The organism is Niallia laureatilytica, from assembly GCF_046613985.1.
Taxonomy (GTDB): Bacteria; Bacillota; Bacilli; order Bacillales; family Cytobacillaceae; genus Niallia.
In genome coordinates this window covers 271,116-295,296 of sequence record NZ_JBKKHP010000003.1, presented here as the reverse complement: position 1 = coordinate 295,296, position 24,181 = coordinate 271,116, and the positions used below count along the sequence as shown (strand labels likewise).

General features: G+C 40.1%; 25 protein-coding genes. 4 read left to right on the top strand and 21 right to left on the bottom strand.

The genetic code is table 11. The features are described from left to right. Positions 1–87: 87 nt before the first annotated feature. On the bottom strand, positions 88–3,885 hold the full coding sequence (locus ACLIJJ_RS11150; RefSeq protein ID WP_411410884.1) for a S8 family serine peptidase: 3,798 nt from the start codon (positions 3,883–3,885) through the stop codon (positions 88–90). Positions 3,886–4,266: 381 nt separating this feature from the next. Here ACLIJJ_RS11150 and ACLIJJ_RS11145 point away from each other — a divergent pair, with 381 nt between their 5' ends. After that, positions 4,267–4,704 (top strand): YwpF-like family protein, encoded by a 438-nt coding sequence (locus ACLIJJ_RS11145; RefSeq protein ID WP_233315899.1) that lies wholly within the window; start codon positions 4,267–4,269, stop codon positions 4,702–4,704. A 36-nt stretch (positions 4,705–4,740) separates the two neighbouring features. Here ACLIJJ_RS11145 and ACLIJJ_RS11140 read toward each other — a convergent pair whose 3' ends face one another. The 7 genes from ACLIJJ_RS11140 to spoIIID form a co-directional block, all read right to left on the bottom strand. Then, a complete protein-coding gene (locus ACLIJJ_RS11140; RefSeq protein WP_411410883.1) occupies positions 4,741–5,175 on the bottom strand; it encodes a hypothetical protein in 435 nt (144 codons plus the stop codon). A 168-nt stretch (positions 5,176–5,343) separates the two neighbouring features. Then, positions 5,344–5,781: a 3-hydroxyacyl-ACP dehydratase FabZ gene (fabZ, locus tag ACLIJJ_RS11135; protein ID WP_233315901.1), complete on the bottom strand. Its 438-nt coding sequence runs from the start codon at positions 5,779–5,781 to the stop codon at positions 5,344–5,346. Positions 5,782–5,885: 104 nt separating this feature from the next. Then, entirely contained in the window at positions 5,886–6,164 is a 279-nt protein-coding gene (locus tag ACLIJJ_RS11130) for a DNA-directed RNA polymerase subunit beta (RefSeq protein ID WP_233315902.1), read from the bottom strand. 15 nt (positions 6,165–6,179) lie between these two features. Continuing rightward, the gene (locus tag ACLIJJ_RS11125; RefSeq protein ID WP_233315903.1) at positions 6,180–7,022 is read right to left on the bottom strand and encodes a flagellar hook-basal body protein; all 843 of its coding nucleotides are present in this window, start codon (positions 7,020–7,022) and stop codon (positions 6,180–6,182) included. Between the two features lie 49 nt (positions 7,023–7,071). Then, entirely contained in the window at positions 7,072–7,890 is an 819-nt protein-coding gene (locus ACLIJJ_RS11120) for a flagellar hook-basal body protein (protein WP_233315904.1), read from the bottom strand. Positions 7,891–8,157: 267 nt separating this feature from the next. Continuing rightward, on the bottom strand, positions 8,158–9,159 hold the full coding sequence (locus ACLIJJ_RS11115; RefSeq protein ID WP_233315905.1) for a rod shape-determining protein: 1,002 nt from the start codon (positions 9,157–9,159) through the stop codon (positions 8,158–8,160). 629 nt (positions 9,160–9,788) lie between these two features. Next, positions 9,789–10,061, bottom strand: coding sequence for a sporulation transcriptional regulator SpoIIID (spoIIID, locus tag ACLIJJ_RS11110; protein WP_016204804.1), 273 nt, complete (start codon positions 10,059–10,061; stop codon positions 9,789–9,791). A 382-nt stretch (positions 10,062–10,443) separates the two neighbouring features. On the opposite strand from spoIIID, the gene ACLIJJ_RS11105 reads away from it, so the two are divergent. Genes ACLIJJ_RS11105 through ACLIJJ_RS11095 form a run of 3 tightly spaced genes read left to right on the top strand, consistent with a single transcriptional unit; the run spans position 10,444 to position 12,418 of the window. Beyond that, positions 10,444–10,905 carry a hypothetical protein gene (locus ACLIJJ_RS11105; protein ID WP_411410882.1) on the top strand — a complete coding sequence of 154 codons (462 nt, stop codon included), beginning with the start codon at positions 10,444–10,446 and terminating at the stop codon, positions 10,903–10,905. Between the two features lie 12 nt (positions 10,906–10,917). Next, positions 10,918–11,841, top strand: coding sequence for an FAD:protein FMN transferase (locus ACLIJJ_RS11100; protein ID WP_411410881.1), 924 nt, complete (start codon positions 10,918–10,920; stop codon positions 11,839–11,841). Next, a complete protein-coding gene (locus tag ACLIJJ_RS11095) occupies positions 11,834–12,418 on the top strand; it encodes a ferric reductase-like transmembrane domain-containing protein (RefSeq protein ID WP_233315908.1) in 585 nt (194 codons plus the stop codon). Before ACLIJJ_RS11100 ends, ACLIJJ_RS11095 begins: the two co-directional genes overlap by 8 nt. A 103-nt stretch (positions 12,419–12,521) precedes the next feature. On the opposite strand, the gene spoIIQ is transcribed toward ACLIJJ_RS11095, so the two are convergent. From spoIIQ to atpB, 13 genes are all read right to left on the bottom strand, one after another. After that, complete coding sequence (gene spoIIQ, locus ACLIJJ_RS11090; RefSeq protein WP_233315909.1) at positions 12,522–13,442, bottom strand: stage II sporulation protein SpoIIQ; 921 nt, start codon at positions 13,440–13,442, stop codon at positions 12,522–12,524. A gap of 189 nt (positions 13,443–13,631) precedes the next feature. Next, positions 13,632–14,648 (bottom strand): stage II sporulation protein D, encoded by a 1,017-nt coding sequence (gene spoIID / locus ACLIJJ_RS11085; protein WP_237942057.1) that lies wholly within the window; start codon positions 14,646–14,648, stop codon positions 13,632–13,634. 285 nt (positions 14,649–14,933) lie between these two features. Beyond that, positions 14,934–16,241 (bottom strand): UDP-N-acetylglucosamine 1-carboxyvinyltransferase, encoded by a 1,308-nt coding sequence (gene murA, locus ACLIJJ_RS11080; protein WP_233315911.1) that lies wholly within the window; start codon positions 16,239–16,241, stop codon positions 14,934–14,936. Between the two features lie 33 nt (positions 16,242–16,274). Next, entirely contained in the window at positions 16,275–17,030 is a 756-nt protein-coding gene (locus tag ACLIJJ_RS11075) for a YwmB family TATA-box binding protein (protein WP_233315912.1), read from the bottom strand. A gap of 208 nt (positions 17,031–17,238) precedes the next feature. Continuing rightward, positions 17,239–17,475: a DUF1146 family protein gene (locus tag ACLIJJ_RS11070; protein WP_233315913.1), complete on the bottom strand. Its 237-nt coding sequence runs from the start codon at positions 17,473–17,475 to the stop codon at positions 17,239–17,241. A gap of 198 nt (positions 17,476–17,673) precedes the next feature. Continuing rightward, positions 17,674–18,081, bottom strand: a complete 408-nt coding sequence (locus tag ACLIJJ_RS11065) for a F0F1 ATP synthase subunit epsilon (protein ID WP_233315914.1) — start codon at positions 18,079–18,081, stop codon at positions 17,674–17,676. Positions 18,082–18,102: 21 nt separating this feature from the next. Continuing rightward, a complete protein-coding gene (gene atpD / locus ACLIJJ_RS11060; RefSeq protein ID WP_233315915.1) occupies positions 18,103–19,524 on the bottom strand; it encodes a F0F1 ATP synthase subunit beta in 1,422 nt (473 codons plus the stop codon). A 61-nt stretch (positions 19,525–19,585) separates the two neighbouring features. Then, on the bottom strand, positions 19,586–20,446 hold the full coding sequence (atpG, locus tag ACLIJJ_RS11055) for an ATP synthase F1 subunit gamma (protein ID WP_233315916.1): 861 nt from the start codon (positions 20,444–20,446) through the stop codon (positions 19,586–19,588). A 35-nt stretch (positions 20,447–20,481) separates the two neighbouring features. Then, the gene (gene atpA / locus ACLIJJ_RS11050; protein ID WP_233315917.1) at positions 20,482–21,990 is read right to left on the bottom strand and encodes a F0F1 ATP synthase subunit alpha; all 1,509 of its coding nucleotides are present in this window, start codon (positions 21,988–21,990) and stop codon (positions 20,482–20,484) included. Between the two features lie 24 nt (positions 21,991–22,014). Then, the gene (locus ACLIJJ_RS11045; protein WP_233315918.1) at positions 22,015–22,551 is read right to left on the bottom strand and encodes a F0F1 ATP synthase subunit delta; all 537 of its coding nucleotides are present in this window, start codon (positions 22,549–22,551) and stop codon (positions 22,015–22,017) included. Next, complete coding sequence (locus tag ACLIJJ_RS11040) at positions 22,548–23,078, bottom strand: F0F1 ATP synthase subunit B (protein ID WP_233315919.1); 531 nt, start codon at positions 23,076–23,078, stop codon at positions 22,548–22,550. The genes ACLIJJ_RS11045 and ACLIJJ_RS11040 overlap by 4 nt, the downstream gene beginning before the upstream one ends. 102 nt (positions 23,079–23,180) lie before the next feature. Further along, positions 23,181–23,393: a F0F1 ATP synthase subunit C gene (gene atpE, locus ACLIJJ_RS11035; protein WP_127739009.1), complete on the bottom strand. Its 213-nt coding sequence runs from the start codon at positions 23,391–23,393 to the stop codon at positions 23,181–23,183. A gap of 70 nt (positions 23,394–23,463) precedes the next feature. Next, complete coding sequence (gene atpB / locus ACLIJJ_RS11030; RefSeq protein ID WP_396953816.1) at positions 23,464–24,168, bottom strand: F0F1 ATP synthase subunit A; 705 nt, start codon at positions 24,166–24,168, stop codon at positions 23,464–23,466. Positions 24,169–24,181 lie beyond the last annotated feature (13 nt).

Below are 24,181 nucleotides of genomic sequence, written 5' to 3'. Positions count from 1 at the left end.
AACCCGGAGCCTCGCTAGCTCCGGGTTTTATCGTTTTCCAAAGTAAAAACCTAAAGACCAATTTGATTGGCCTTTAGGTTTTTCTAACTATTCTTTATCAGCAGGAACAACTGTTTTACTTGATTGCTTCTCCGTTTTTCCGAGCTTGTAGAAATAGATTGTCTTGGATGTTTTATTACCTCCAAGATCTATCGCTTCAAAAGTGAATTCGTTTAGGCCTGGTTCAAGCATAAGCTCCACCTTCTTAAGCTTTTTCTCTATACTTCTCATTGCATACGGCTCTTTAAATTTCTGTGCAAACAGCTGGCTGCTGTTAAGGGTAAGCTTCAGCTCATCAAAATTATCACGTGCTGTAACGTCAACTGTTACACTTTTCTTGTTTGCTTTTACGATACGGTTTATTGGCAAACCACTTAATTGCAGAGATGCCTTCTCATTATCAACCATAATCGTTCTTTTGAAGACTGCCGTATTATCTGCAGCGTCTACCGCCTTTACTTCAAAAGCGTGGACACCGCTCTTGAAAGGCAAGCTTTGGCTGAATTCATATTCTCCTGTTTCTTGATTAAGCGTTGTTGGAATCGTCTTCCCAGCAATGATTAGTTCCTTAATTGCTGATTCATCTTTAATCGTGCCTGTGAAAGGCACCTCTAACGTATTAAAAATACCAAGCGCTTCTGGATCATTTAAAGAAACAACTGGGATGGTTGTATCCTTTTTAGTATCTGTTGCTGTAAGCTTTGTTTCTGCTGCATTTCCAGCATAATCATAAGCAACAACTGTCAGACTTTCACCAGCATTTAACGCTTTGGACAATGTATAACTTTCACTGTCAGCACTTAATGGTTTTTCTAAAAGGGACTTTCCATCTTTCAAAATATCTACATATGCGATACCAGACCCGTTCTTATCATCTGAAGCAGCTACTGCAAGCACTTTATTATTTTCTGTCAGCTCTGCTTTAACAGATGGAGATTTCGTGTCGACCTTCACTGGGATATCAACAATTTGCGGTTTAGCACCAGGATAATCAATCGTAGCGCTGATACGATAGTAGTATTGACCATCCACTAGCTTATTGTTCACTTTTCCATCCCATGCCCAATCGCTGTCGAGCTTGTAGGATGTTCCGTTGCCGCTGTCATAATAATCCTTTGTCACTTCTTCCTCTGTAAGAAGGGTACGCACTGTTTTCCCGTTTTTGTCTACAATAGAGAACTCGGCGGTTTTTGCATTGCGCAGGAATGAAAGCACTGGAATGATATCTTCCTGAATACCATCTCCATTAGGTGAAAATGCAATGCCTTCCTTCGTATATTTATCGTTTACAGGATCATAACCTAAGTAGGAGAAATCTTCTCCATCTGTAGTTACTGCTCCACTCATGCCATAGAAAGACTCTGTATCATATTTCATTCCGTCAAGAATAGGAGCCTTGTTCCAATCCCCTTTAAAGCCTACATAAGGGACATTCAAGTCTGCATTCATGTCTGTCGGGTCTGTGAATGTTACAAAGCCTTCAGCAAAATAGCCGTTTTCAAACACTTGATCAATCGCGACAGGTGTTTCAAAGTCTCCAGTTAAGGATGGTTCAACTACCTTTGCTTTGCTCAAATCGACAGTAACTTTAATTTTTTTGCTTTTGTTTGCCCCGATTTTCACTGTTTTCTCTTTTTTGCCGTCAATCAAGATGCTCGCATCAAGAATTTCCTGTGCTTCAAGAACATCTGCACTATAGCCTAGCTCTCCATATGCTGCAAAATCCGTTTGTAGATTCGCAGTAATGTCATATGAAACTGCTTTATCGCTAAAGTTTTCCGCCTTTAAGGTAAAGCTGAATGTATTGCCTACCTCTTTTAAGGATACCTTTGCCTCATCCGTTTTATTTTCCGTTACGATGACTGGCGATTGCAGGGCAGAATGAAGCTGCATTAAGCCTGCTCCCTGTCTCCGCGGTGAATAAGGAATATCCCATTCAAATGCGCTGTTTACTGTACCGATATCCGTTACAGGCTCAGAGGTATTCATCAGCAAATTCTTGGCAATGCGGACACGATCAAAGCCTGTTGCCCCAAATTCACTGTCCACTCTTTCCAATATTAAGGCAGATCCGCCTGATACATGCGGTGCTGCCATGGAAGTACCACTCATCACCCCATATTGATTGTTTTCTAATGTAGAATAAATCTGACCACCAGGTGCGGTGATTTCTGGTTTGAAATCAAGATTTGGTGTTAATCCCCATGAAGTAAAGGCACTCATTTTGCCGGCTTCAGGATTAGCTGCTGTCACTTGGCTGCCATCAAAATTAATAGACACTGTTTCATTCTGCTCCAAGACAGCTGCTAATTTATCTCCATCTGTTTTCTGAAGGAACAGTTGCGGAATTTTAATAGCTGGGTCACTTGCCATACTGACAAATCCATCTGTATTGTTGTAGATGATTACTCCAGCAGCACCAGCATTCTGGGCATTTATTGCCTTATCCACAAATCCTATTTCTCCCCTTTGAATAAGCGCGTACTTCCCTTTAACATCACTGTTAAAGTTTTCTGGCTTTCCAAGCCCTGCATAAGAAAGCTCGAAGTCCTTCTGCTCTAAATCATTGGGATGGACACTGCCAGCTGATAAGAAGGCTGCTTGTCCATTTTCATCACCAATTGTATAATTCAAGCCATCCAATTTCATAAAATTATTTTCAACAGAAGCTACTTGGACACTGTCATAGGCCAAGCCTGGTGAACCAGACACGCCGATGTCCGGATTAGAGCTTTGCGGGTTTGCAAAGCCGCTGCCTAAATGTGCAGAGTTTCCTGCTGAAATGGACATAAGAATGCCGTTATTAACAGCCTTGCTGATTGCCTGCTGTTCTGGAGAATCCTCTGCTACGAACCCAGCTGTGGATCCTAAGCTCATGTTAATGACATCTGCACCAAGTATGATTGCATCATCGATTGCTTTAATATAGATATCACCCCATGTGGACTGCATATTAGGGTCATTTCCGAAAACTTTAAGTGCAAGCACTTGAGCCTCTGGAGCAATTCCCTTAATCCCGCCATTTTCTTCATCACCATTCGCACCGACAGTTCCAGCTACATGCATACCATGCATGCTTGCCCCTTCGGCAACATCCTGGATAATATTGTTTTCATCCATATAATTGTAGCCATACGGAACCTTTTCTGTGTAGTAATTGCCTAGTAGGCCAGTATCCGTTTTAGCTTTGTCTACCTCAGATTTCGTTAGTTCCCCTTCTGTCCCTTCAGACAAAATCATATCTCGATGATTTGGATCGATTCCAGTATCAATGACACCGACAACCATTCCTTCTCCTTTATAACCATAATCCCGCCAAGCTTCTTGGGCTTGAACAAGCTCTTTGCTGTATACCATATCTGTTTCTTCGTCTGGTCTTTCATATGAATTTACGATATGTACTTTTGCCACTTCCGGAAGCTCTTCCACGGTTTTAATGTCACCATATTTCATTTCACCACTAAACCCGTTGAAGATTGTTGTAAAGCTTTCCTTTTCTGTAAATTTAACTTTTTCCTGCTTTACCTTCGCCTTGACTTCCTTCTGTTCTGCAAGTTTATCTTCTTTCAGCTTCTTCTTCGTTGCTTTAGGCAGCTCCTTTACTTGCTTGTCCTGTTTCTGAGCATAATCGACAGTCGGCTCTGTTGCCATCTCGACTACGACCCGGACAGTATCTGTGTCTTTATATTTCTCCTTTACATCACTGCCGCTGATTTTTTTTACTGTAAGCTGGTTGTCCTTCCCCTTAGTACTTTCCACCTTATTTGGTATGCCAGCAGCTAAGACGCTATTGGAAAATAACATAAACAGCATAATGACAAAGATTAAAATCTTCCCTTTTTGCATATCAAGGCTCCCCTCCTGATAATTCTTTATTTTCTGAATATATCGATACCCTATAAAAATATCATAGTTAGTTTCTACTATTAAGGTGCTAAAGTCCTTTTGCACAGGAATTTATACTAGGATAATAGTTGGTTTCCATCGCATATTCCCCCGCCATTCGACACATATTTGCGAAAGGCACGATAGTATGACAAGTTTCTATCCTTTCCTCCACCACTTTAGCAGTATAAATCCTAAAAAATTTCTTAATATAGTAATAACAATAATAATTCAGCAGCAAAATCAAAATTGTCAAAACAGTCAATATATGCATGCATTGGAGCATGAACCAATCTGCGTTATAATAAAAGGAACTAAGATACTTTCGGGGGAGGCATTCTAGTGAAGACATTCAAACTTATCTCCATTCAGCTGCTGCAAGGGGGGAACGCAACAGCAATACCTATTTTAGACGGATTAATTATCAATAAAGAGGATGACCATCATAATTGGCTGATCGAATTATATATGGCTCACACAGATTACTCTTTTTTTGAAAATGCGCTAAATGATGGACAAAAGCTACTAGTACATGCTGTCATTTCTAAAAAGGAAAATGACCCCGCACCGTTTGAAGTCATTGTCCATTCTGTCAGTAAATTTACGGACACAATCAGTGTGCTGCTGCAAGGGAGCTTGATGAGGAATCGCAAGGATTATGCAGAGATGCTGCTTGATCATCTCCTTGAAAGCGGCTATGAAGGCCGTGTGCTGTCTGAAAGGTTTAAAGAACTGATGCACAGCAAACAGCAGCTCTTTGTAGAAAAAAATACAGACTAAAAAAGCAGTCTACATTTGTAGACTGCCTTTTTAAAATCAGCTATCTTTGTCATCCTTGTCATTGCGATCTTTACGGTCTTCAATCATGTCTTCGCCAGGATCATTATCATCTTCAGCGGCATCAAGATCGTTGTCAGTGTTACGGTCATTATTGTCATTGTTGTCATCGATAAAGCCATCATCACCGTTGTCTATATTGTTGTCATTGTTGTCATTGTTGTCATTGTTGTCATTGTTGTCATTGTCGCCATTTCTGTTGTTCAGACCATCATCATTGTTAAGACGATTATTGTCTGTCCCGTTATTCATGTCACCGTCTGGAATGATGTTATTGTCTGGAATGATATTATTGTCTGTAGTATCTGTGTCTTCTACAGTCGTATCATCTTCCGGAGCCGGACTTTGATCATCATTATTACCGCAGCCAGTAAGAAGCATTGCAGACAATGCAGAAACACCTAATAGCGTCATCCATTTATTCAAGTGAAAAACCCCTTTTCCTTTAAGATTTTTAAAGACCTTTTATATGGTCAATAATTATCTTGTCCAAGAAAAAGGACATTTTACATGTCATTTGACTTTCCCATAAATATATAACAATAGGCATTAAACACCAGATGCTTCTGCCGAGCAAAAGCTCTATTCTTCTTTTTTATCTCCTAATGCAAACATGATTTCTGCTTCACACGCTATTTCACCGTCTACAGTAGCAACACATTTTCCTTTGCCAAAGTTTCCGCGCACTCTTGTCATTTCTACTTCGAGACGAAGCTGATCGCCAGGGTATACCTGTTTTTTGAAGCGGCAGCTGTCAACACCTGCAAAGAAAGCAAGTCTTCCTTTATTTTCTTCTTTAATCAGCATCGCCACAGCTCCAACTTGAGCCAATGCTTCAACGATAAGCACACCTGGCATTACTGGGAATTCTGGAAAGTGACCATTAAAGTACTCTTCATTTGCTGAAACATTCTTGATTCCGACTGCACGCTTCCCTTCCTCGACCTCTAAGATGCGGTCGACCAGCAAGAATGGGTAACGATGGGGAATGATTTCTTTAATTTGATTTATATCTAACATTTTTATGACCTCCTACTAATATGTGGTTATGTATAATTGTACTAAATAACCTTATAAAAAAGGAAGGGAAATTATCCCTTCCTTAAAAAAATAATTATATATCCTTATTCTTTCTCAACAAGATCTATTATATGTGTCCATGTCGACTTTTTGAAAGTATCTCCAGCTTTACCGTCACCGATAACACTATAGCCAATTACAGCACCGGCTGTGATGCTTACAGCTGTCAATACAATAATTAAGATTAACCGTAGCCAAATCGGGAACATCCGAACTCTGCCAAACCTTGAAGAAGACTTCTCTTGCGAGTTATTATCTTGTCTTTCTTCCCTTATCTGCTCCCTTGTCTTCATGACTTCTTGACTGCTTGTATTAACTGACATTATTTTATCTCCCTTTTAGCGTATCTCATTTACTAATCCCATCATCTGATCAGCAATAGTGATAGCTCTTGACTGAAACTGATAGGAGCGCTGTGTCGACATTAAGTTAACCATTTCCTTGCTCATATCAACATTGGATTGTTCCAGAACATTCTGCTGGACGGAAACTTCTCCGCGTAGTGCTCCGTCCAAATCTGTCAGAACTTGATCTCTCGTCATGTTAAGCTCATCTAGATTGGCAGGCAAACCATACAGATTATCTCCCTTTTTCTCAAGGAATTGAGGATAATTAACAGCTGTCACACCTAGATTAACGTTCTGAGTCTGTCCATTGTTCAGAGTTGCAGATAGAGTACCTGTTTCTGATAAAGTATATTGACTTACATTTTTATCGAGCATTATCGGATTATTATTTTCATCAAGAACTGCATACCCCTGCTTTGTCACAAGCATGTTTTCCGTATTTGATACCGGAGACAAATAAAAAGCACCGTCTCTTGTGTATTGAACTTCAGTGTTTTGCCCATTTTGGACAAGCACACGGTAAAGCTGGCCCTCTGACGTAAATGCCGTATCCAACGGACGGTTCGTCGTTTTTAAAGTGCCTTGTGTCATAACTGTCTGGGTCTGGGCAACCATTGCACCGTTTCCTTGTCTAATGCCATTAGGAGTCTGACGGTTAACCTCCTGCGCAAGATCCTTTTGGTTATTAACCTGTTGGACAAGCAAATCAGTGAATGTAGCATTATTCTTTTTGTAACCAGTCGTATCAACATTAGCCATATTATTACTGATTGTATCCATTTGTTTTTGCAACTGTGTCAATGTATTTGTAGCGATAAGCATCGTTCTGTTCATCTTATATTCTCCCCCTTAACCTGGGTTGCTTCCCCAAACGTGGTCTGCCTTAAACTTTACCTATTTCGTTTGCGGCTTTATCCATGCTTTTGTCATATGCTTGAAGAATCTTCTGGTTTGCTTCAAATGAACGATATGCAGACAGCATATCTGTCATCGTCCTGGATGTATCTACGTTAGAACTCTCCAGGAAGTTCTGTTTAAGCTGGAATGTTACACCGTTTGCTGTATAAGCATTTTCAAGTGCCTGTCCATCCTCAGCCCGGTAAAGGCCATCGCCTTCTTTTACTAAAGATTTAGGATTTGCTGTATAGCTCACCCCAAGGCGGTATGCTTGCCCTTCACTTGTTGTAAGCACACCTTCATTAGACACGGAAAAGTTATCGTCAGGCAGCTGAATTCGCTCATTGTTTTCATCCATTACATATAAGCCGCTTCCTGTTGTCAAATAACCTTGGCCGTCCAGTGTGAAGTTTCCGTTCCTAGAATATCTTGTCTCACCGTTTGCATTTTGAATATTAAAGAATATGGAGCCTGCCGTATTATTGTCATCCCCAGGAACATTTATATTCACTAGGGCGATGTCTGTTTTCAAGTCAGTTTGAGTAATATCACCTTGTGTGAATGTTGGGATGGCTTCTTGCATATAAACACCAGTCCCTAAAGAGCCAATTGTTGATTTTGTTGTTTTTCCGCTGGGAGTATAGGTATCTACCGTTTGCTGAAGCAGCTCCGGGAATGTGCGGACAGCAGATTGATCGGCTTTATATCCAGGTGTATTGCTGTTTGCCATATTGTTTGTCAGCATTTCAGTTCTTCTTTGCTGTGCTAACATACCTGATGCAGCTGTATAAAATCCTTTAAACATATCATTTTCTCCAATCTTTGAGAAGTTAAGGTCATATTACAGTTAGTTATATTATAAAATAAGTTAGGTTCATTTCTGTAGTCATTTGTTGAAAAAAGTCATATTTTGTATTGTATTTACTTCATCCCCTATTATATCGGATGTTATTTACAAATATCTAATGGTATTTAATGCAAAACAGAAATTTATTTTAAATTTTAAACAAAAAAAACGGCTTACCCTTTCGGGCAGCCGATTTTTCATTTATTTAGCAATGGAAAAGCCTGATTAGCCAAGCTTTCTTTTTGGTAAACGGTCAATATTGTCAAGCATGATGCCTGTACCAATTGCGACACAATCCATTGGATTTTCTGCAACCAAGACTGGAACTTTTAATTCATCAGCAAGCAGCATGTCAATTCCATGAAGAAGCGCGCCGCCTCCTGTCAAAATAACTCCTCTGTCAATAATATCTGCAGAAAGCTCAGGCGGAGTTCTTTCCAGAACACTCTTAGCAGCTTGTACAATCACTGTTACAGACTCTCTTAGCGCCTGTTCAATTTCCTCTGAATGAACCGTAATCGTTCTAGGAAGACCTGAAACCATATCACGGCCGCGAATTTCCATCTCTTCTTTACGCGCGCCAGGGAAAACAGTTCCAATGTTAATTTTGATGTTTTCTGCCGTTCTTTCTCCAATCAAGAGCTTATATTCTCTCTTAATATATTGAAGAATTTCACTGTCAAACTTGTCCCCTGCCATTTTGATGCTTGAAGAAGTAACAATATCACCCATTGAAAGAACAGCTACGTCAGTTGTTCCCCCGCCGATATCCACAACCATGTTGCCGCTCGGCTGGAAGATGTCCATACCCGCTCCAATTGCAGCAACTTTCGGCTCTTCCTCCAGGTAGATTTTTTTGCCGCCGCTCTTTTCTGCTGCCTCTTTAATAGCTTTTTGCTCTACACTTGTAATGTTTGTAGGACAGCAGATAAGGATGCGTGGCTTTGATAAAAATCCTTTTACATTCAATTTATTGATAAAATGCTTAAGCATTGCTTCTGTGACATCAAAATCAGCAATAACTCCGTCTTTCAGCGGACGAATAGCGACAATATTTCCAGGTGTACGTCCAACCATACGGCGCGCTTCTTCTCCAACTGCAAGCACTCTGCCTGTGTTTTTATCGAGAGCGACTACCGAAGGCTCATTTAAGACGATCCCTTTCCCTTTTACATGAATCAACACATTTGCTGTTCCTAAATCAATACCGATATCTCTAGCGAACATTTTTTACACTTCCTCCTTATGGCTATTATTCAGTTTTTTCCATTTGTTCTCTTTATAAACAGACCTTTACATGAAAAGTTAATATTTCTCCTATTATTTAAACGCAAAAAAGCAAAACTAGTTTCATTAAATTATGTAACGCATTTTAATAAGCAGATCATTTTAACAATTCAAGCAATACTATGACAGACAGAAGAACAGTTGTTCGATATAAAATACAACTGCTGACTCTCTTATATTCGTTTTCTGATAAGTGTATGTCTAACACTTCACATGTCTTGCAACCCTTGCCATAACACGTATCATATTAGTCCTACTCTAATTTTCTATTCTATCATACCGCTGACGAAAGAAGTAACTTTTTGTCAAAAATATGCGCATTTTTTCTTATTTTTATTTGTAAAATTTTCATATTTGTTCGCTTAAACGATTATTTATCTATTTTTTTCCAATCTCTTATATAACTGTTAGTAAAACAGGAGCGTGTTGAATATGTATTTTGACATATAAAAAAGACTTAGTATTTCCTAAGTCCTATTTCTGTCTGTTTTTTTCTCTACCGATGGAGGATGTCCTCCATCGATAGATAAGCATAAATGAAATTCTTGTGTTTTTTTCTTTCCATGTTGTTATTGTACTGTTTCCCCTTCCAATTCTTCCTTCTTGTACTTCATTTTTGTCGCTTCCCCACCGCGAAGATGTCTAATCGATTTATGATAATCAAGAATTTCCTTTACTTCGTTTGCCAAATCCGGGTTTATTTCAGGAAGCCTTTCTGTTAAATCCTTATGGACTGTACTTTTGGATACGCCAAACTCCTTCGCTATAACGCGAACTGTTTTCCTCGTCTCCACGATATACTTTCCAATCTTGATAGTTCTCTCTTTGATGTAATCGTGCACACCACTCGCCCTCCCTAAATTGGATGTGAGAAGTGTGAAATGAGACTCGCTTTTCGCTTCATCGAAATTCTTCATCCCGCACGTTTCCTTTCATGAATATTCCTTTTTACATGCGGCAGAAAGCTTTTGCTTTCTGATCTTATCGTGATTAAACATGTCCTCGACTACATATCCATTTATCTATAAACGATCCCTCACTCCAAACTTCATCTTTGTAAGGTTTGTAACAGTTTATTAGCTTGGGTCAAAGTTTATGCAGAAAATTATGAATAGGGACAAGGTTTCCTTTGATTTTTTTAAAAGTGGGTAGCGCTTAAGAAATAATTAAGGATTGTTTCGTACAATCCTTATTAATAAATATTGATAGATACGGGGGATGTATATGGCACCAAAAAAAACAAAGTGGATTATAGGTTTATCCAGCGTTGCAGCTTTTACAGGTTTTATAGGGTTTTTAAATGGAACAACTTCAACTGGGAACAGTCAGCAAACTGCTTTTAATCAATCAGGGGGCACCAGCGAGCTGCCAAGCAGCCAAAATCCTTTCGCACAGGAAGACGGAAGCCAAATCCCTTCAAATGGGAGCAATGGAAGTTATACAACCCCTGACGACGGTTCAGGCAGCAGTGATTCATCAGGAAGTTCCTATTCATCTGGAAGCAGCGACTCTTGGGCTGGTGATTATCAAGAGGACAGTTCTTCTGATACGTCAAGTGACAGCAGCGGAGGTACCACAACAGACCCAAACAGCGGGTCCAATAATTTCAGCGGCGGGTCCTTTCAAGCACCTCCAACTAACGGGAGCACAACTGAAAGTGGAGACCTTCGCAGCCATTCATCTTAAGGAGATAAGTATATGCAGCAAACAGAATTCCCATGTATGAACACCACTATTCGCACATTTGATTTACCAGAGGAATCATCCAAAAAAACATTACATCTGTTTAAAAAGGCAGAAAAGACGCTGTCACGGTTTGACAAGGCTAGTGAATTATCACAATTAAATAGGACCATCCACATCCCTTTTGTATGCAGCTCTATCCTGTTTGAAGCTATTAGGATTGCGGACTTCTACTTTACAGTCACAAAAGGGATTTATAATCCTTATCTAGGCAGGACGCTTTGTGCTCTCGGTTATGACCGGAGCTTTGAACTGATGGAGGCATGTCCGAATACAGCTGAACAGCCTACCTCATCTAGACTGATTTCCCGCCCGCTCACAATCGATACAGGCATGAGGAGCGTAACCCTTGAACAAGATATTCAAATAGATTTAGGGGGCATAGCTAAAGGCTGGACAGCACAATGCATCGCTGAGCTTTTACAGGATGACGGAATAAAGACTGGCGCTATTTCTGCAGGCGGGGATATTTGTGTTTGGGGTTTAGAGCAAAGAAAGCGTGTGGTCAAAATAGATCATCCAAGCAGACCAGACGAAACGATTGCCTCCATTGAATTACAAAGAGATGCAGGTATTGCAACAAGTTCTACAGTAAAAAGGCATTGGATAACTGCCAACGGACAGCACTGTCACCATATAGTAGATCCGCGAACCTGCCTGCCGAGCACCTCCAACCTTATTCAGGCAACTGTGATTGCCCCAACATTAACAGAGGCAGAAGCTCTTGCTAAATGCATGCTTATCCTTGGCTGGGAGGAAGGCTTAAAGCAATTTAAAGGAAATAATTTAGCTTTTATCGGGCTGACAAGCGATGACCAATGCCTGCAAGCTGGCAATATAAACTTTTATGCAAAAGAAGGAGTGAAACAGTATGAATGAATGGTTATCCACCTTTGGCGACCTATTCAGCATTTGGAATGTAACAAGGGCAGCAGCCATCACATCTTATTTATTGCTGTTTATCTCCATGCTGACTGGGCTAACTTTTAAACTTCCAATATTTCCGAAGAAAATGCAAAAAATAATTCTAAATACTCATGAGGCTGCCGGCTGGTTCGGGCTGCTTTTTGGAATGGTTCATGGTCTTGTCCTAGTATTCGATACAGAATATACCTCTTACACCATCTTTAATATCCTGATTCCTTTTACAGTTGAACATAATGTCATCTCCCTATCATTAGGCATATTTGCCTTTTATGGATTCTTGTTATTAGTTTTATCAACAGACTTCTTAAAAAAGATTGGGAAGAAGATGTGGAGAGCCATCCATTTTCTCGCATTCCCAACATTCTATGCAGCTCTTCTTCACGGATTGCTGCTGGGCACAGACAGCCAGACAACATGGATGCTTATACTCTATATATTCACAGGCGCAACCGTGTTTATTTTAACTATCCTGCGAATTGTCCAAGCAATGCAGCTAAAAAAGAAGCCTATAATGGACAAAAAAGCATGATTTACAGGTATGGATTATTTCCCGAGAAATTTGTCATTGAAATAGGTTTATTCATGAAAAAAGAGTCCCATTCTGTCGAAGAATGGGACTCTTTCGTTTTGCATTATGCGTTTGGATCAGCTGAAGTGCTTTCGTCTGCTGCATCATCACTTGAAGAATCTGTTGATTCATCTGTTGCGTCAGCATCTGTATTTTTCGAGTCTGTTGACTCTTCTGTTACTTCTTTATTTGATTGATTTTCTGTTGCATCCTCTGAAACAGACTCTTCTTTGTTCGATTCATCTGTTACTTCATTTTCCTCAGAAGTGCTGCTTGCTTCAGAAGTATCAGCATTTTCTAATGAAGCCAATGATTTATTGAAGTAATCAATTGGATTTACTGCTACATTATCTTTACGAATTTCAAAGTGAACATGTATGCCGCCATCTTTGTTATATAAGCTTTGTCCAGAAGTAGCAAGAGGTTGACCTTTTTTCACTTCATCGCCCTCTTTTACTTGGATATCCTTTACAGACTGATAGAAAGTTTTGATACCATCAGCATGTTCGATTTCGATTGAATTACCAAGTACAGAATCTTCTGATACTTTTGTAACTGTTCCGCTTAATGAAGCAAGTACTTCGAATTCACTGTTATCTTCCATTTTCAAATCTACACCAGTATTAGGCTGGTACATATTATCATAGAAAACTAGTGAGTTTATTTGCTCTTCCTTGCTTTGGCTATTGTCATAAAAACCTTTTTGAGTAATTACTGCATCTGGATCATTTACTGGCCATGCAAAGTTCTCAACATCATTTGTAACTGGTACAGAAGGCTCATCACCATTAAGCTGCGTATTTGGATTTTTTGACGCATCATAATTGAACTTGTCTGTATCGCTTGCACTGTTTTGATACCAAAGGACACCTGTTAGAATAATAGCTGCACTCGCGATATAAACAGCTGGAAATGCCCAACGCTTTTTAAAGAAACTCTTTACTTTTGATTTTGGAGAAGTACGTTTGTTTTCTTCCTCTCTCATTTTATCATCACCTCAGCAATCATTCTGAACAGATAATGATAAATATATACATGCAAGAAAAAATTTTTTAAAAACTTATTTTTCGACAAACTGGTTTTATTTATGCATGAAAATAAAAACTTTTTTCTAAAGGGATGAAAAGTAAAAAAAGCCCCCTTGCTGCCAAGGAAGCTTCCTGCTATTTCTTTATTATTTATTTGCCATATAAGCTGTCAGAAGTTTCTCAGAATCGGTTACAGCTACACCTTTATAGTAATACTTGACGATATCCTCATATGTCTTGCCTTCAGCCGCCATTCCGTTTGCACCATACTGGCTCATCCCGACACCATGACCATATCCCTTCGTCGTCACAACGATATTCTGGCCTTCTCTGGTCATAGTGAAGTCTGTTGACTTTAAACCAAGCTTATCGCGAATGTCTGTCCCTGCAAGCTCTTTTCCGCTTATATTCGCTTTTGCAATTCGCTTGCCTTTCGTATACTCTACATTTGTCATAATGCTTGTACTGCTTCCTACAGAGACGCCAAGTTTGCTTTCGAACTCTTGAATACTGAGCTCTTCTTTGCCGTTAAACTTTGGGGAGTTCTTATCCCACGGGCTTTCAACACTCGTTAAATAAGCAAGAGAGTTAGCCCAGACATCATCAGCGTTTTCTGTATATCCATTACTTGTGGAGAAAAATAGAGCATCGATTGGCTCTCCGTCATATGTCAGAATCTGTCCTGCTGTTGCTTGAACGGCATCCTCAATCTTTTTCATCTTCCAATCATAATCACCGGTTTTCCAGGTTGATTTTAATTCTGCTTTATTCTTATATACTTGATAAGTAATAGAATCACCGACTATTGCTCCATCAGGCAATCCTGAATCCGTTTGGGAGATCATCCTGCGGACGATATAGGTTCTTGCTGCTAATGCTTGCGCTTTTAGTGCTTCAGGTTCAAAGCTTGCATTCATCTCCAGTGCCACAACACCGGCAACATATTCTTCTAAATCAACTTTCTCTATCTTTTTTTGCTCTTCCCGATAGATGGAAACTTCCACAGATGGACCTGTGTTTTCTGCTGGCGTAACTTGTGCTGGCGTATCATTTTTGTCATTCCCTCGTTCTGAAATAAAGGGAAGCACCAAAACAGCTGGAAGCAATAAAGTGATGCTGAACAGAATGGCTCCTAGTGCGATAAAGGGTTTGAATTTGATCATATATAAGCCTCCATAAGAACGATGTAGATATTGCTTCGAGAAGACGATTAATGTCTTACAAAACATTCTTATGGGCTTGGACAAGCATTTATGACTTTATTCATCAGGAAAAAACCATGAAAATAATCGGTCTAGGCGTTCTATTTTTTCTAACTTTGCATAGTATGGGAGTAATCTCTCGTTATCTCTTCATTTCCTCATTAACCTCTTCCAAGCTTAACTGCACAAAAAAAAACAGCTATATCCATCTCATAAGGGAAATGAATAATAGCTGCTTATGTTTTATTACGCATTCATATCTGCGACATAAGTTGCAGTCAATGTAACTTGCTCTTCTTCTGTCACTCGTTCAATGTCAGCACCTAATCCCGCCAGCTTCTCATGGAAGTTAACATATCCGCGATCCAAGTGCTTCAGTTCAGTAACTCTTGTAATACCTTCAGCCACAAGTCCTGACAATATTAATGCTGCTGCAGCACGTAAATCTGTTGCTGCTACTTCAGCACCTTGCAGGTTTGTTGGTCCATTCATAATAACAGAACGACCTTCAATCTTCACATCGCCATTCATGCGTCTGAACTCTTCAACATGCATAAAACGGTTTTCAAAAACAGTTTCTGTTATCATGCTAGTTCCTTTAGCGCGAAGCAACAATGCCATCATTTGTGACTGCATATCTGTTGGGAATCCAGGATGAGGCATTGTCTTAATATCAACAGCTTTTAAGTTTTCTGCACTAATAACACGAAGTCCGTCTTCTTCCTCTTTGAAGACTACACCCATTTCTTCCATTTTTGCGATTAAAGATGAAAGATGTTCTGGCACTGCACCTTGTACAAGGACATTTCCGCCTGTGATAGCAGCGGCAACTAAAAACGTTCCAGCTTCAATTCTATCCGGAATAATTGTATGTTCTGCACCGTACAGCTTTTCTACACCTTCAATTCGAAGTGTGCCAGTTCCTGCACCTCTTACTTTTGCACCCATTGCATTTAGGAAATTAGCTAAATCAACAATTTCAGGTTCTTTAGCAACATTTTCGATGATTGTTGTACCTTTAGCCAGTGTCGCAGCCATCATAATGTTTTCTGTTGCCCCTACACTTGGGAAATCTAAATAAATTTTCGCTCCATGCAGACGATCTTCAACAGACGCCTCAATAAAACCATTTCCTACCTGTACTTTTGCACCCATTGCTTCAAAGCCTTTAAGATGCTGATCAATCGGTCTAGAGCCAATTGCGCAGCCTCCTGGCAATGCTACTCTTGCATGGCCATTTCTAGCCAATAATGAACCCATTACCAAAACAGAAGCTCTCATTTTGCGCACATATTCAAATGGCGCTTCCACACTCAACTCTTTTGATGCATCTACTGTTACTTCGTTGTTGGCAAAAGTTACGTCAGCATTAAGAAAACGCAATACCTCGTTTATTGTAAATACATCTGAAAGAGTTGGAACTGACTTAATTATGCTTTTTCCATCACTTGCTAATAATGTAGCGGCGATTACAGGCAAAACGGCATTCTTTGCGCCTTCTACTTTAACCGTTCCATTTAACCTTTTTCCGCCGCGGACGATGATTTTATCCAAAGTGTATTCCCCTCCGCGTCCAATGTCTCTATATTAATATTCAATCGTTATGATGGGTGTGCCAACTACAAAGGTAGTCTTACCGCCCATTCCTTGTGTCCTGATTCCCAATTGCAAGTTCATTGCCTTGTCATTTTCCTGAATTTTCTCATCAAAGATAGACGTTATGGCTGAAGCTGATACAAAATCATCTTCCTCTAACGCCTCTATTTGTTTCGCTTGAAAAGCATCCAATAAATGGTTTACATAATAAGGCAGACTCTTACTAATCTTATCATTGAATTCGCCTTTTATACAAGAGAAAATTGTTGGTTTTCCACGAAATATAGCTGAAACTTTTTCTTCTATATCCTTTTTCAGCATTTTGCTGAACTGGTCACTTAACTCCTTCCCTTTCACTTCATATATAACATATGATTGAGCAGTTTGAGTTGTTAATGAAGCAGTGACCGTTATACTCTCTTCTTTGCTGCTGTCAGCTGAAAGTAAAGCTTTAGCCTGCCAGCTGCTGCTGTTTTCTGTTTCCGTCCATTTTGCATCAGGAAATTTTTCCTGCAATTCAGCCTGAACGGCTTTTGCATCTGATAAGCTTTTCACATTTTCCAATTTTTCTCTTGCATGCAGAGACCATTCAGTTACATTAATGTTCTGTTCCTCTTGTAAAATTCCATTTATGATAAATAGGTCTAGCTGTTTTTTCGCGATAATTGGGTTATTCCCAAAAGTGACTGCTGCCAAACCAACTAGTATTGTTAACACGATATAAATTACTGTTCTTTTTTTATTCATCTTATATTCCTCCCCCTTACTAGCATTGTTTCCATAGTAGGGGAATGAAATACTCACGAATTGTCGTCACTTTTTGACATGAATATATTCTATATCAGCGTACAAACTAATTTTATTCAACACGCAAGTTGAATTGTACTGAAAAAGTGAACAAAAGAAAACATGTATGAAGACCTATTTAGTTGGTAATTGTTTCTTCCAATGCATCTTATTGCATAATTAGTGGCAACTGTTGTGACCAAAGCAGATAATTAAGGAAGAAGTCACTGACTAGTGATCCCATTATTATCGATAATAACACATATAAAACTCTTGCTTGAACTACTTTGTTTGCACGGATGAACTTTTCAATGTTCAAGGACTGCAATGCCCACCAAGCCAGGGCAATAAATACCACATTTGTTACAATGCTGAGCAACGCCTGTTGGCCAAAATCTTCTATCACGGCCGAACCTCCACTCTTAAGTTTCCTTGCTAACTTCTATTTGACGAACTAACTACCTAAAAGGTTTCATATTTTTTCATTTTCATTTCATTTTTATTTCATTTTCGTTTCTTCTAGACCTTTTTTGTTCTTTTAAAGCCCTTTCACGAACGAAAAAAATGCCCCCAATTTGCATTTTTGCAAAGGAGGCATTTGGTTTTAATATCTTTTTTCAATTATAGAAATACGGTTCATTGCACGTTTGAGAGCAAGCTCTGCGCGTTTAAAATCTATATGTTCACTACTCTGCGCATGCAATCTTTGCTCTGCACGCTCCTTAGCTCGTAAAGCACGATCATAATCGATATCTTCCGCAGTTTCCGCAGATTGAGCAAGCACCGTTACTTTATCTGGCCGAACCTCTAAGATTCCGCCATTGACTGCCAAATACTCAGAAGTCTTTCCATTTTTCAAGTGTATGACACCTATTTTAAGGGGAGCAACCATTGGAACATGGCCTGCCATTATTCCAAGTTCTCCGCTTTCTGCTTTTGCGATAACCGTCTCAACGTCTGAATCATGCACCGGGCCATCAGGAGTTACTACATGGACTTTAATCGTCTTCATTTCTACCCCTCCTGACTAGAATTATACTTCAACACCCATTTTTTTAGCATTTTCGATTGCTTCTTCGATTCTTCCGACTAGGCGGAATGCATCTTCTGGAAGGTGATCGTATTTACCATCAAGGATATCCTTGAAGCCTTTAACAGTTTCTTTAACAGGAACATAAGAACCCTTCTGTCCTGTGAACTGTTCTGCTACGTGGAAGTTTTGTGACAGGAAGAATTGAATTCTTCTTGCGCGATGTACGACCATTTTATCTTCATCATTCAACTCATCCATACCAAGGATGCTGATGATATCTTGAAGCTCTCTGTAGCGCTGTAAAGTTGATTGTACTTGACGAGCAACATTGTAGTGCTCTTCTCCTACGATTTCAGGCGACAAAGCGCGTGATGTAGATGCCAATGGATCCACCGCTGGGTAAATACCCATCTCTGTCAATTTACGCTCAAGGTTTGTTGTTGCATCCAAGTGAGCAAATGTTGTTGCAGGCGCTGGGTCTGTGTAGTCATCTGCTGGTACATAAATCGCTTGGATAGATGTTACTGATCCTACGTTTGTAGAAGTGATACGCTCTTGTAATTTACCCATTTCTGTTGCTAGAGTCGGCTGGTAACCTACTGCTGAAGGCATACGTCCAAGCAAGGCAGAAACTTCAGAACCTGCTTGTGTGAAACGGAAGATGTTATCGATGAAGAACAGAACGTCTTGTCCTTGCTCATCACGGAAATATTCAGCCATTGTCAAACCAGTCAAGGCAACACGCATACGAGCACCTGGCGGCTCGTTCATTTGTCCGAATACCATTGCTGTTTTCTTAATAACGCCGGAATCTGTCATTTCGTGGTATAGGTCATTTCCTTCACGCGTACGCTCTCCAACACCGGCAAATACAGAAATACCGCCGTGCTCTTGAGCGATGTTGTTGATAAGTTCTTGGATAAGAACCGTTTTACCAACACCTGCTCCTCCGAATAGACCGATCTTTCCACCTTTAATATAAGGTGCAAGCAAGTCTACTACTTTAATACCTGTTTCTAGTATTTCAACTTGTGTAGAAAGCTGCTCGAACTTCGGAGCTTCTCTATGAATAGAGTCTCTTCTAGCATCAGCTGAAATTTCTGGATCAAGGTCGATTGTTTCTCCCAATACGTTAAATACACGTCCTAAAGTAACATCACCAACTGGTACAGAAATAGACTTACCTGTATCTGTTACTTGAGTTCCTCTAGTGATTCCATCAGTAGAAGACATCGCGATTGTACGGACCGTATTGTCACCTAAATGCAGGGCAACTTCAAGGGTTACTTCAGCGTTGTCAGAAGCATTTTCTCCTGAAATACGAACCACTTTCAAAGCATTATTTATATCAGGCAAATGGCCACCATCGAACTTAACGTCGACTACAGGACCCATTACCTGAAGAACTTGTCCTAAGCTCATGTTTTTCCCTCCAATACTTCTTTTCATAGAATTGCAAAGTCGCAATTCTATTGCTTAAATCCTATTCCAGCGCAGCTGCACCGCCGACGATTTCCGTAATCTCTTGCGTAATAGCAGCCTGGCGAGCTCGGTTATAAACTAGACTCAAATCATTGATAATTTCTTTCGCATTATCAGTAGAGTTCTTCATTGCTGTCATCCTAGCAGAGTGTTCACTCGCTTTACTGTCAAGCAATGCACCGTAAATTAGGCTTTCTGCATATTGCGGCAGCAATACATCCAAAATCTCTTCTGCAGAAGGCTCAAATTCATAGGAAGTAAGTGCAGCAGAGTTATTCCCGATATCTGTAAGAGGGAGAATTTTCTTCTCCATTACATCCTGCTGGATTGCACTCACATAATGGCTGTAAATGATGTGTACTTCATCAAATGTTCCATCACTAAACATGCCGACAGACTTGTTCGTAATATCCTTAATGTCCAAGAAGTCCGGCTGGTCCGCAATTCCGACAATGTCCAAAATGACATTTGTCCCTTGCTTCACAAGGAAATCTCTGCCGACTTTACCGATTGCAATAACTGCATACTCATCTTTTGATTGATGCTTAGCTTGTACAATCTGGTTCAGCTTTCTTAAAACATTACTGTTATATGCACCCGCAAGTCCGCGGTCTGATGTGATAATAATATAACCTGTCTTTTTAACCGGACGGGCAACCAGCATTGGGTGGGAGCTGCCTTTGCTCCCTGCCGCTACTGACTGTGTCACTTCTTCTATCTTTTCCATATATGGAACAAAAGACTTTGCATTTGCTTCTGCTTTATTCATCTTAGCAGCAGATACCATTTGCATCGCTTTTGTGATTTGGCTTGTCTTTTTCGTTGAATTAATACGTGACTTTATATCGCGTAATGATGCCAAACGTTTTCACCACCATTCATCAGATTTTCCTTTTATTACTCAGTTGCAGCGAACGTCTTTTTGAAGTCGTTAATCGCAGCTGCCATATCGTCGTCAGAAGGAAGCTCTTTCGTTGACACAATGTGATCCAGCAATTCTTTACGGTTATGATCCATCCAGTTCAATAACTCATCTTCAAATCTTCTGATATCATGTACTGGAATATCATCAAGGAATCCGCGCGTCAATGCATAAAGGATCGCTACTTGCTTTTCTACTTTTAATGGTTTGTTCAAGTCTTGCTTCAGTACCTCAACTGTACGGGCACCGCGGTTCAACTTATCTTGTGTTGCTTTATCAAGGTCTGATCCAAACTGTGCGAATGACTCAAGCTCACGGAATGACGCTAAGTCAAGACGAAGCGTACCTGCAACTTTTTTCATCGCTTTAATTTGTGCAGAACCACCTACACGGGAAACAGACAACCCTGCGTTGATTGCAGGACGTACTCCTGAGAAGAACAAGTCAGACTGCAAGAATATTTGACCATCTGTAATAGAGATTACGTTTGTTGGAATATATGCAGATACGTCTCCTGCTTGTGTCTCAATGAACGGCAATGCAGTAATAGAACCGCCGCCTTTAGCGTCGCTCAGCTTCGCTGCACGCTCAAGTAAACGAGAATGCAAGTAGAATACATCCCCTGGATATGCTTCACGGCCTGGAGGACGACGAAGCAGCAAGGATAATTCACGGTATGCTGATGCTTGTTTAGAAAGATCATCATATACGATTAAAACGTGCTTGCCGTTATACATGAATTCCTCACCCATAGCTACACCTGCATATGGAGCTAGGTAAAGCAATGGAGCCGGCTGGGAAGCAGATGCAGTCACGACGATGGAATAATCCAATGCACCGTGTTTGCGAAGTGTTTCAACCGCATTACGAACAGTAGATTCCTTTTGTCCGATTGCTACATAGATACAGATCATATCTTGGTCTTTTTGGTTAAGAATTGTATCGATTGCTACAGATGTTTTACCTGTTTGGCGGTCACCGATGATAAGCTCACGCTGTCCGCGGCCGATTGGCACAAGTGCATCAATTGCCTTGATACCTGTTTGAAGCGGCTCGCTAACTGATTTACGGTCCATAACACCAGGTGCCAAGAACTCAATCGGTCTAGTTTTGCTTGAGTTAATCGGACCCATTCCATCCACAGGCTGACCTAATGAGTTAACAACACGTCCAATCAATTCTTCGCCTACAGGCACTTCCATGATTCTGCCTGTACGACGCACTTCGTCACCTTCGCGAATGTCTGTGTAAGGACCAAGGATGATGATCCCGACATTGCTTTCTTCTAAGTTTTGGGCAAGACCCATAACTCCGTTAGAGAACTCAACAAGTTCCCCTGCCATACAGTTGTCCAATCCATGAACGCGAGCGATTCCATCACCAATACTGATAACCGTACCTACTTCACTCACTTGAACTTCTGATTGGTAATTTTCAATTTGCCTTTTTATAAGAGCACTGATTTCTTCCGCTTTGATGCTCATGCGTTTCACCCCTATCTTGAAATCTTATCCTAATAATGTACGTTGCAGACGTGCAAGCTTGCCTTGTAAGCTGCCGTCGAATATTTTGTTACCTATGCGAACTTTAATTCCGCCCAAAAGGTTGGAATCAACAATATTTTCAATATTTAGCGACAGTTTCCCTACTTTGGCAGCAAATGCCGCAGAGATAGCCGATTTTTCACTATCTGTAAGTTGTCTTACAGAGTAGACTTTCGCTTCTGCAATTCCTTTTGCATCATTAACAAATTCCAAAAAGTAATTACAGATGCTGACGATATAATCTTCGCGATGTCTGTCCATTAAAAGCATCAACATGTTTTGCACATGAACACTTGCTGAACTGAACGCATTTTTTACTATCTCTTTCTTTTGCTCCAATGAGATATTAGGAGACTTGAAAACTTGCTGCAAATCCGGTGAGTTGGCCACAACTGCTTTTACAACACGCATTTCCTCTTCCAACTGTTCCACATTGCCATTTTCTTTCGCGATTTGGAAAAGGGCTAAAGCATAGCGCTTTGATACTCCTGTATCCATCATCGTTTTTCGCCTACCTCTTGTATGTAATCATTAATCAGTTTCTCCTGATCCTGTTCACTCAGCTCTTTTTCGATTACTTTAGAAGCGATTAATACAGATAGGGAACTAACTTGCTCGCGAATTGCAACAACTGCCTTTTCCTTCTGTTGTTCAATTTCAAGCAATGCTGAATTCTTTAGTCTTTCCGCATCTTTTCTTGCATCAGCAATGATTGTTTCTCTTTGCAGCTCACCTTGAGCCTTTGCATTGTCGATCAATTCTTTTGCCTCAGTGCGCGCCTCTTTCAGCAATGCCCGCTGTTCTTCTAGAAGCTTAGAAGACTCGATGCGGTTTTTCTCCGCACTGTTTATTTCATTTGCTACAAATTCTTCCCTTTGCTTCATGATTCCCATAATCGGTCCCCATGCGAATTTCTTCAATAGCGCAAGAAGAATTAAAAAGATTACTAATTGAAATATGGCTGTTCCACCATTTATACCGTGAGAAGCTGCTCCAGCAGCTCCTAATACGAAGCTATTTAATAACACAACGGTTCACTCCCTTCCAACTGCTTACCTTCAAACTGACTTTTTTTGCATAAAGTAAAGGCGAAGTTTTCAAAAAAGTCTTCGCCATTTTTTAGCTATTTATTAACGGTTAAGTACCATGAATGCAATTACAACTCCGATAATCGGCAATGCCTCAACTAAAGCTACCCCGATGAACATTGTTGTTTGTAGGAAACCGCGTGCTTCTGGTTGGCGTGCAATCCCTTCAACTGTACGTCCTACGATCAAACCGTTACCAATACTTGCTCCTAATGCTGATAAACCAATTGCGATTGCTGCTGCTAAAAGATTCATTATTAATTTCCTCCTAAATATATCAATATGATTTTTTTATAGTTTCACCTTAAAAAAATAAGGGAATAGATTAATGCTCGTCACTTACTTTATGAGACATGTAAACAAAAGTTAACATTGTAAAGATATAGGCTTGTATAAACCCTATGAAGATAGAAAAACCTTGCCATGCCATTGTTAAAGGAATTGCAGCAATAAAGCCTGCCCATCCTGTCCACGCTAATGAACCTACTAATAGGGACAATAGCAGTTCCCCGGCATAAATATTTCCGTACAGACGCAAACCAAGCGTCAAAGTATTGGAAAACTCTTCGATTATCTTTAAAGGAAGCAAGAACTTCATCGGCTGAACATAGCCTTTGAAATACCCTTTAACTCCTTTTTGCTTAACACCATAATAATGTGTCAATGCAATGATCATAGAAGCTAATGTCAATGTGATAATCGGATCGGCTGTTGGTGATTTCCACCAAAGAACACCGTCAACCACTATAGAAAACGGCAAACCAAGCAGGTTGGAAATTAACACGTAAAAGATGATTGTCATCCCTAACATGTGGAACTTCCCTCCATCTTTCCAATCCATGTTGCTTTTGATGATGTTTTTCACGAAGTCCATTACCCATTCGATCATGTTCTGCATCCCTGTAGGCTTGAGGGCCAGTCGGCGCGTTGCAGCAACAGCGATAATAAATACGATCAAACTTGTTATGGCTATCATCAAGACACTGGATAAATCTACTCTCAAGTATTCCGAACCGAAAAGGTAAAACACTTTCTCTTTGTGA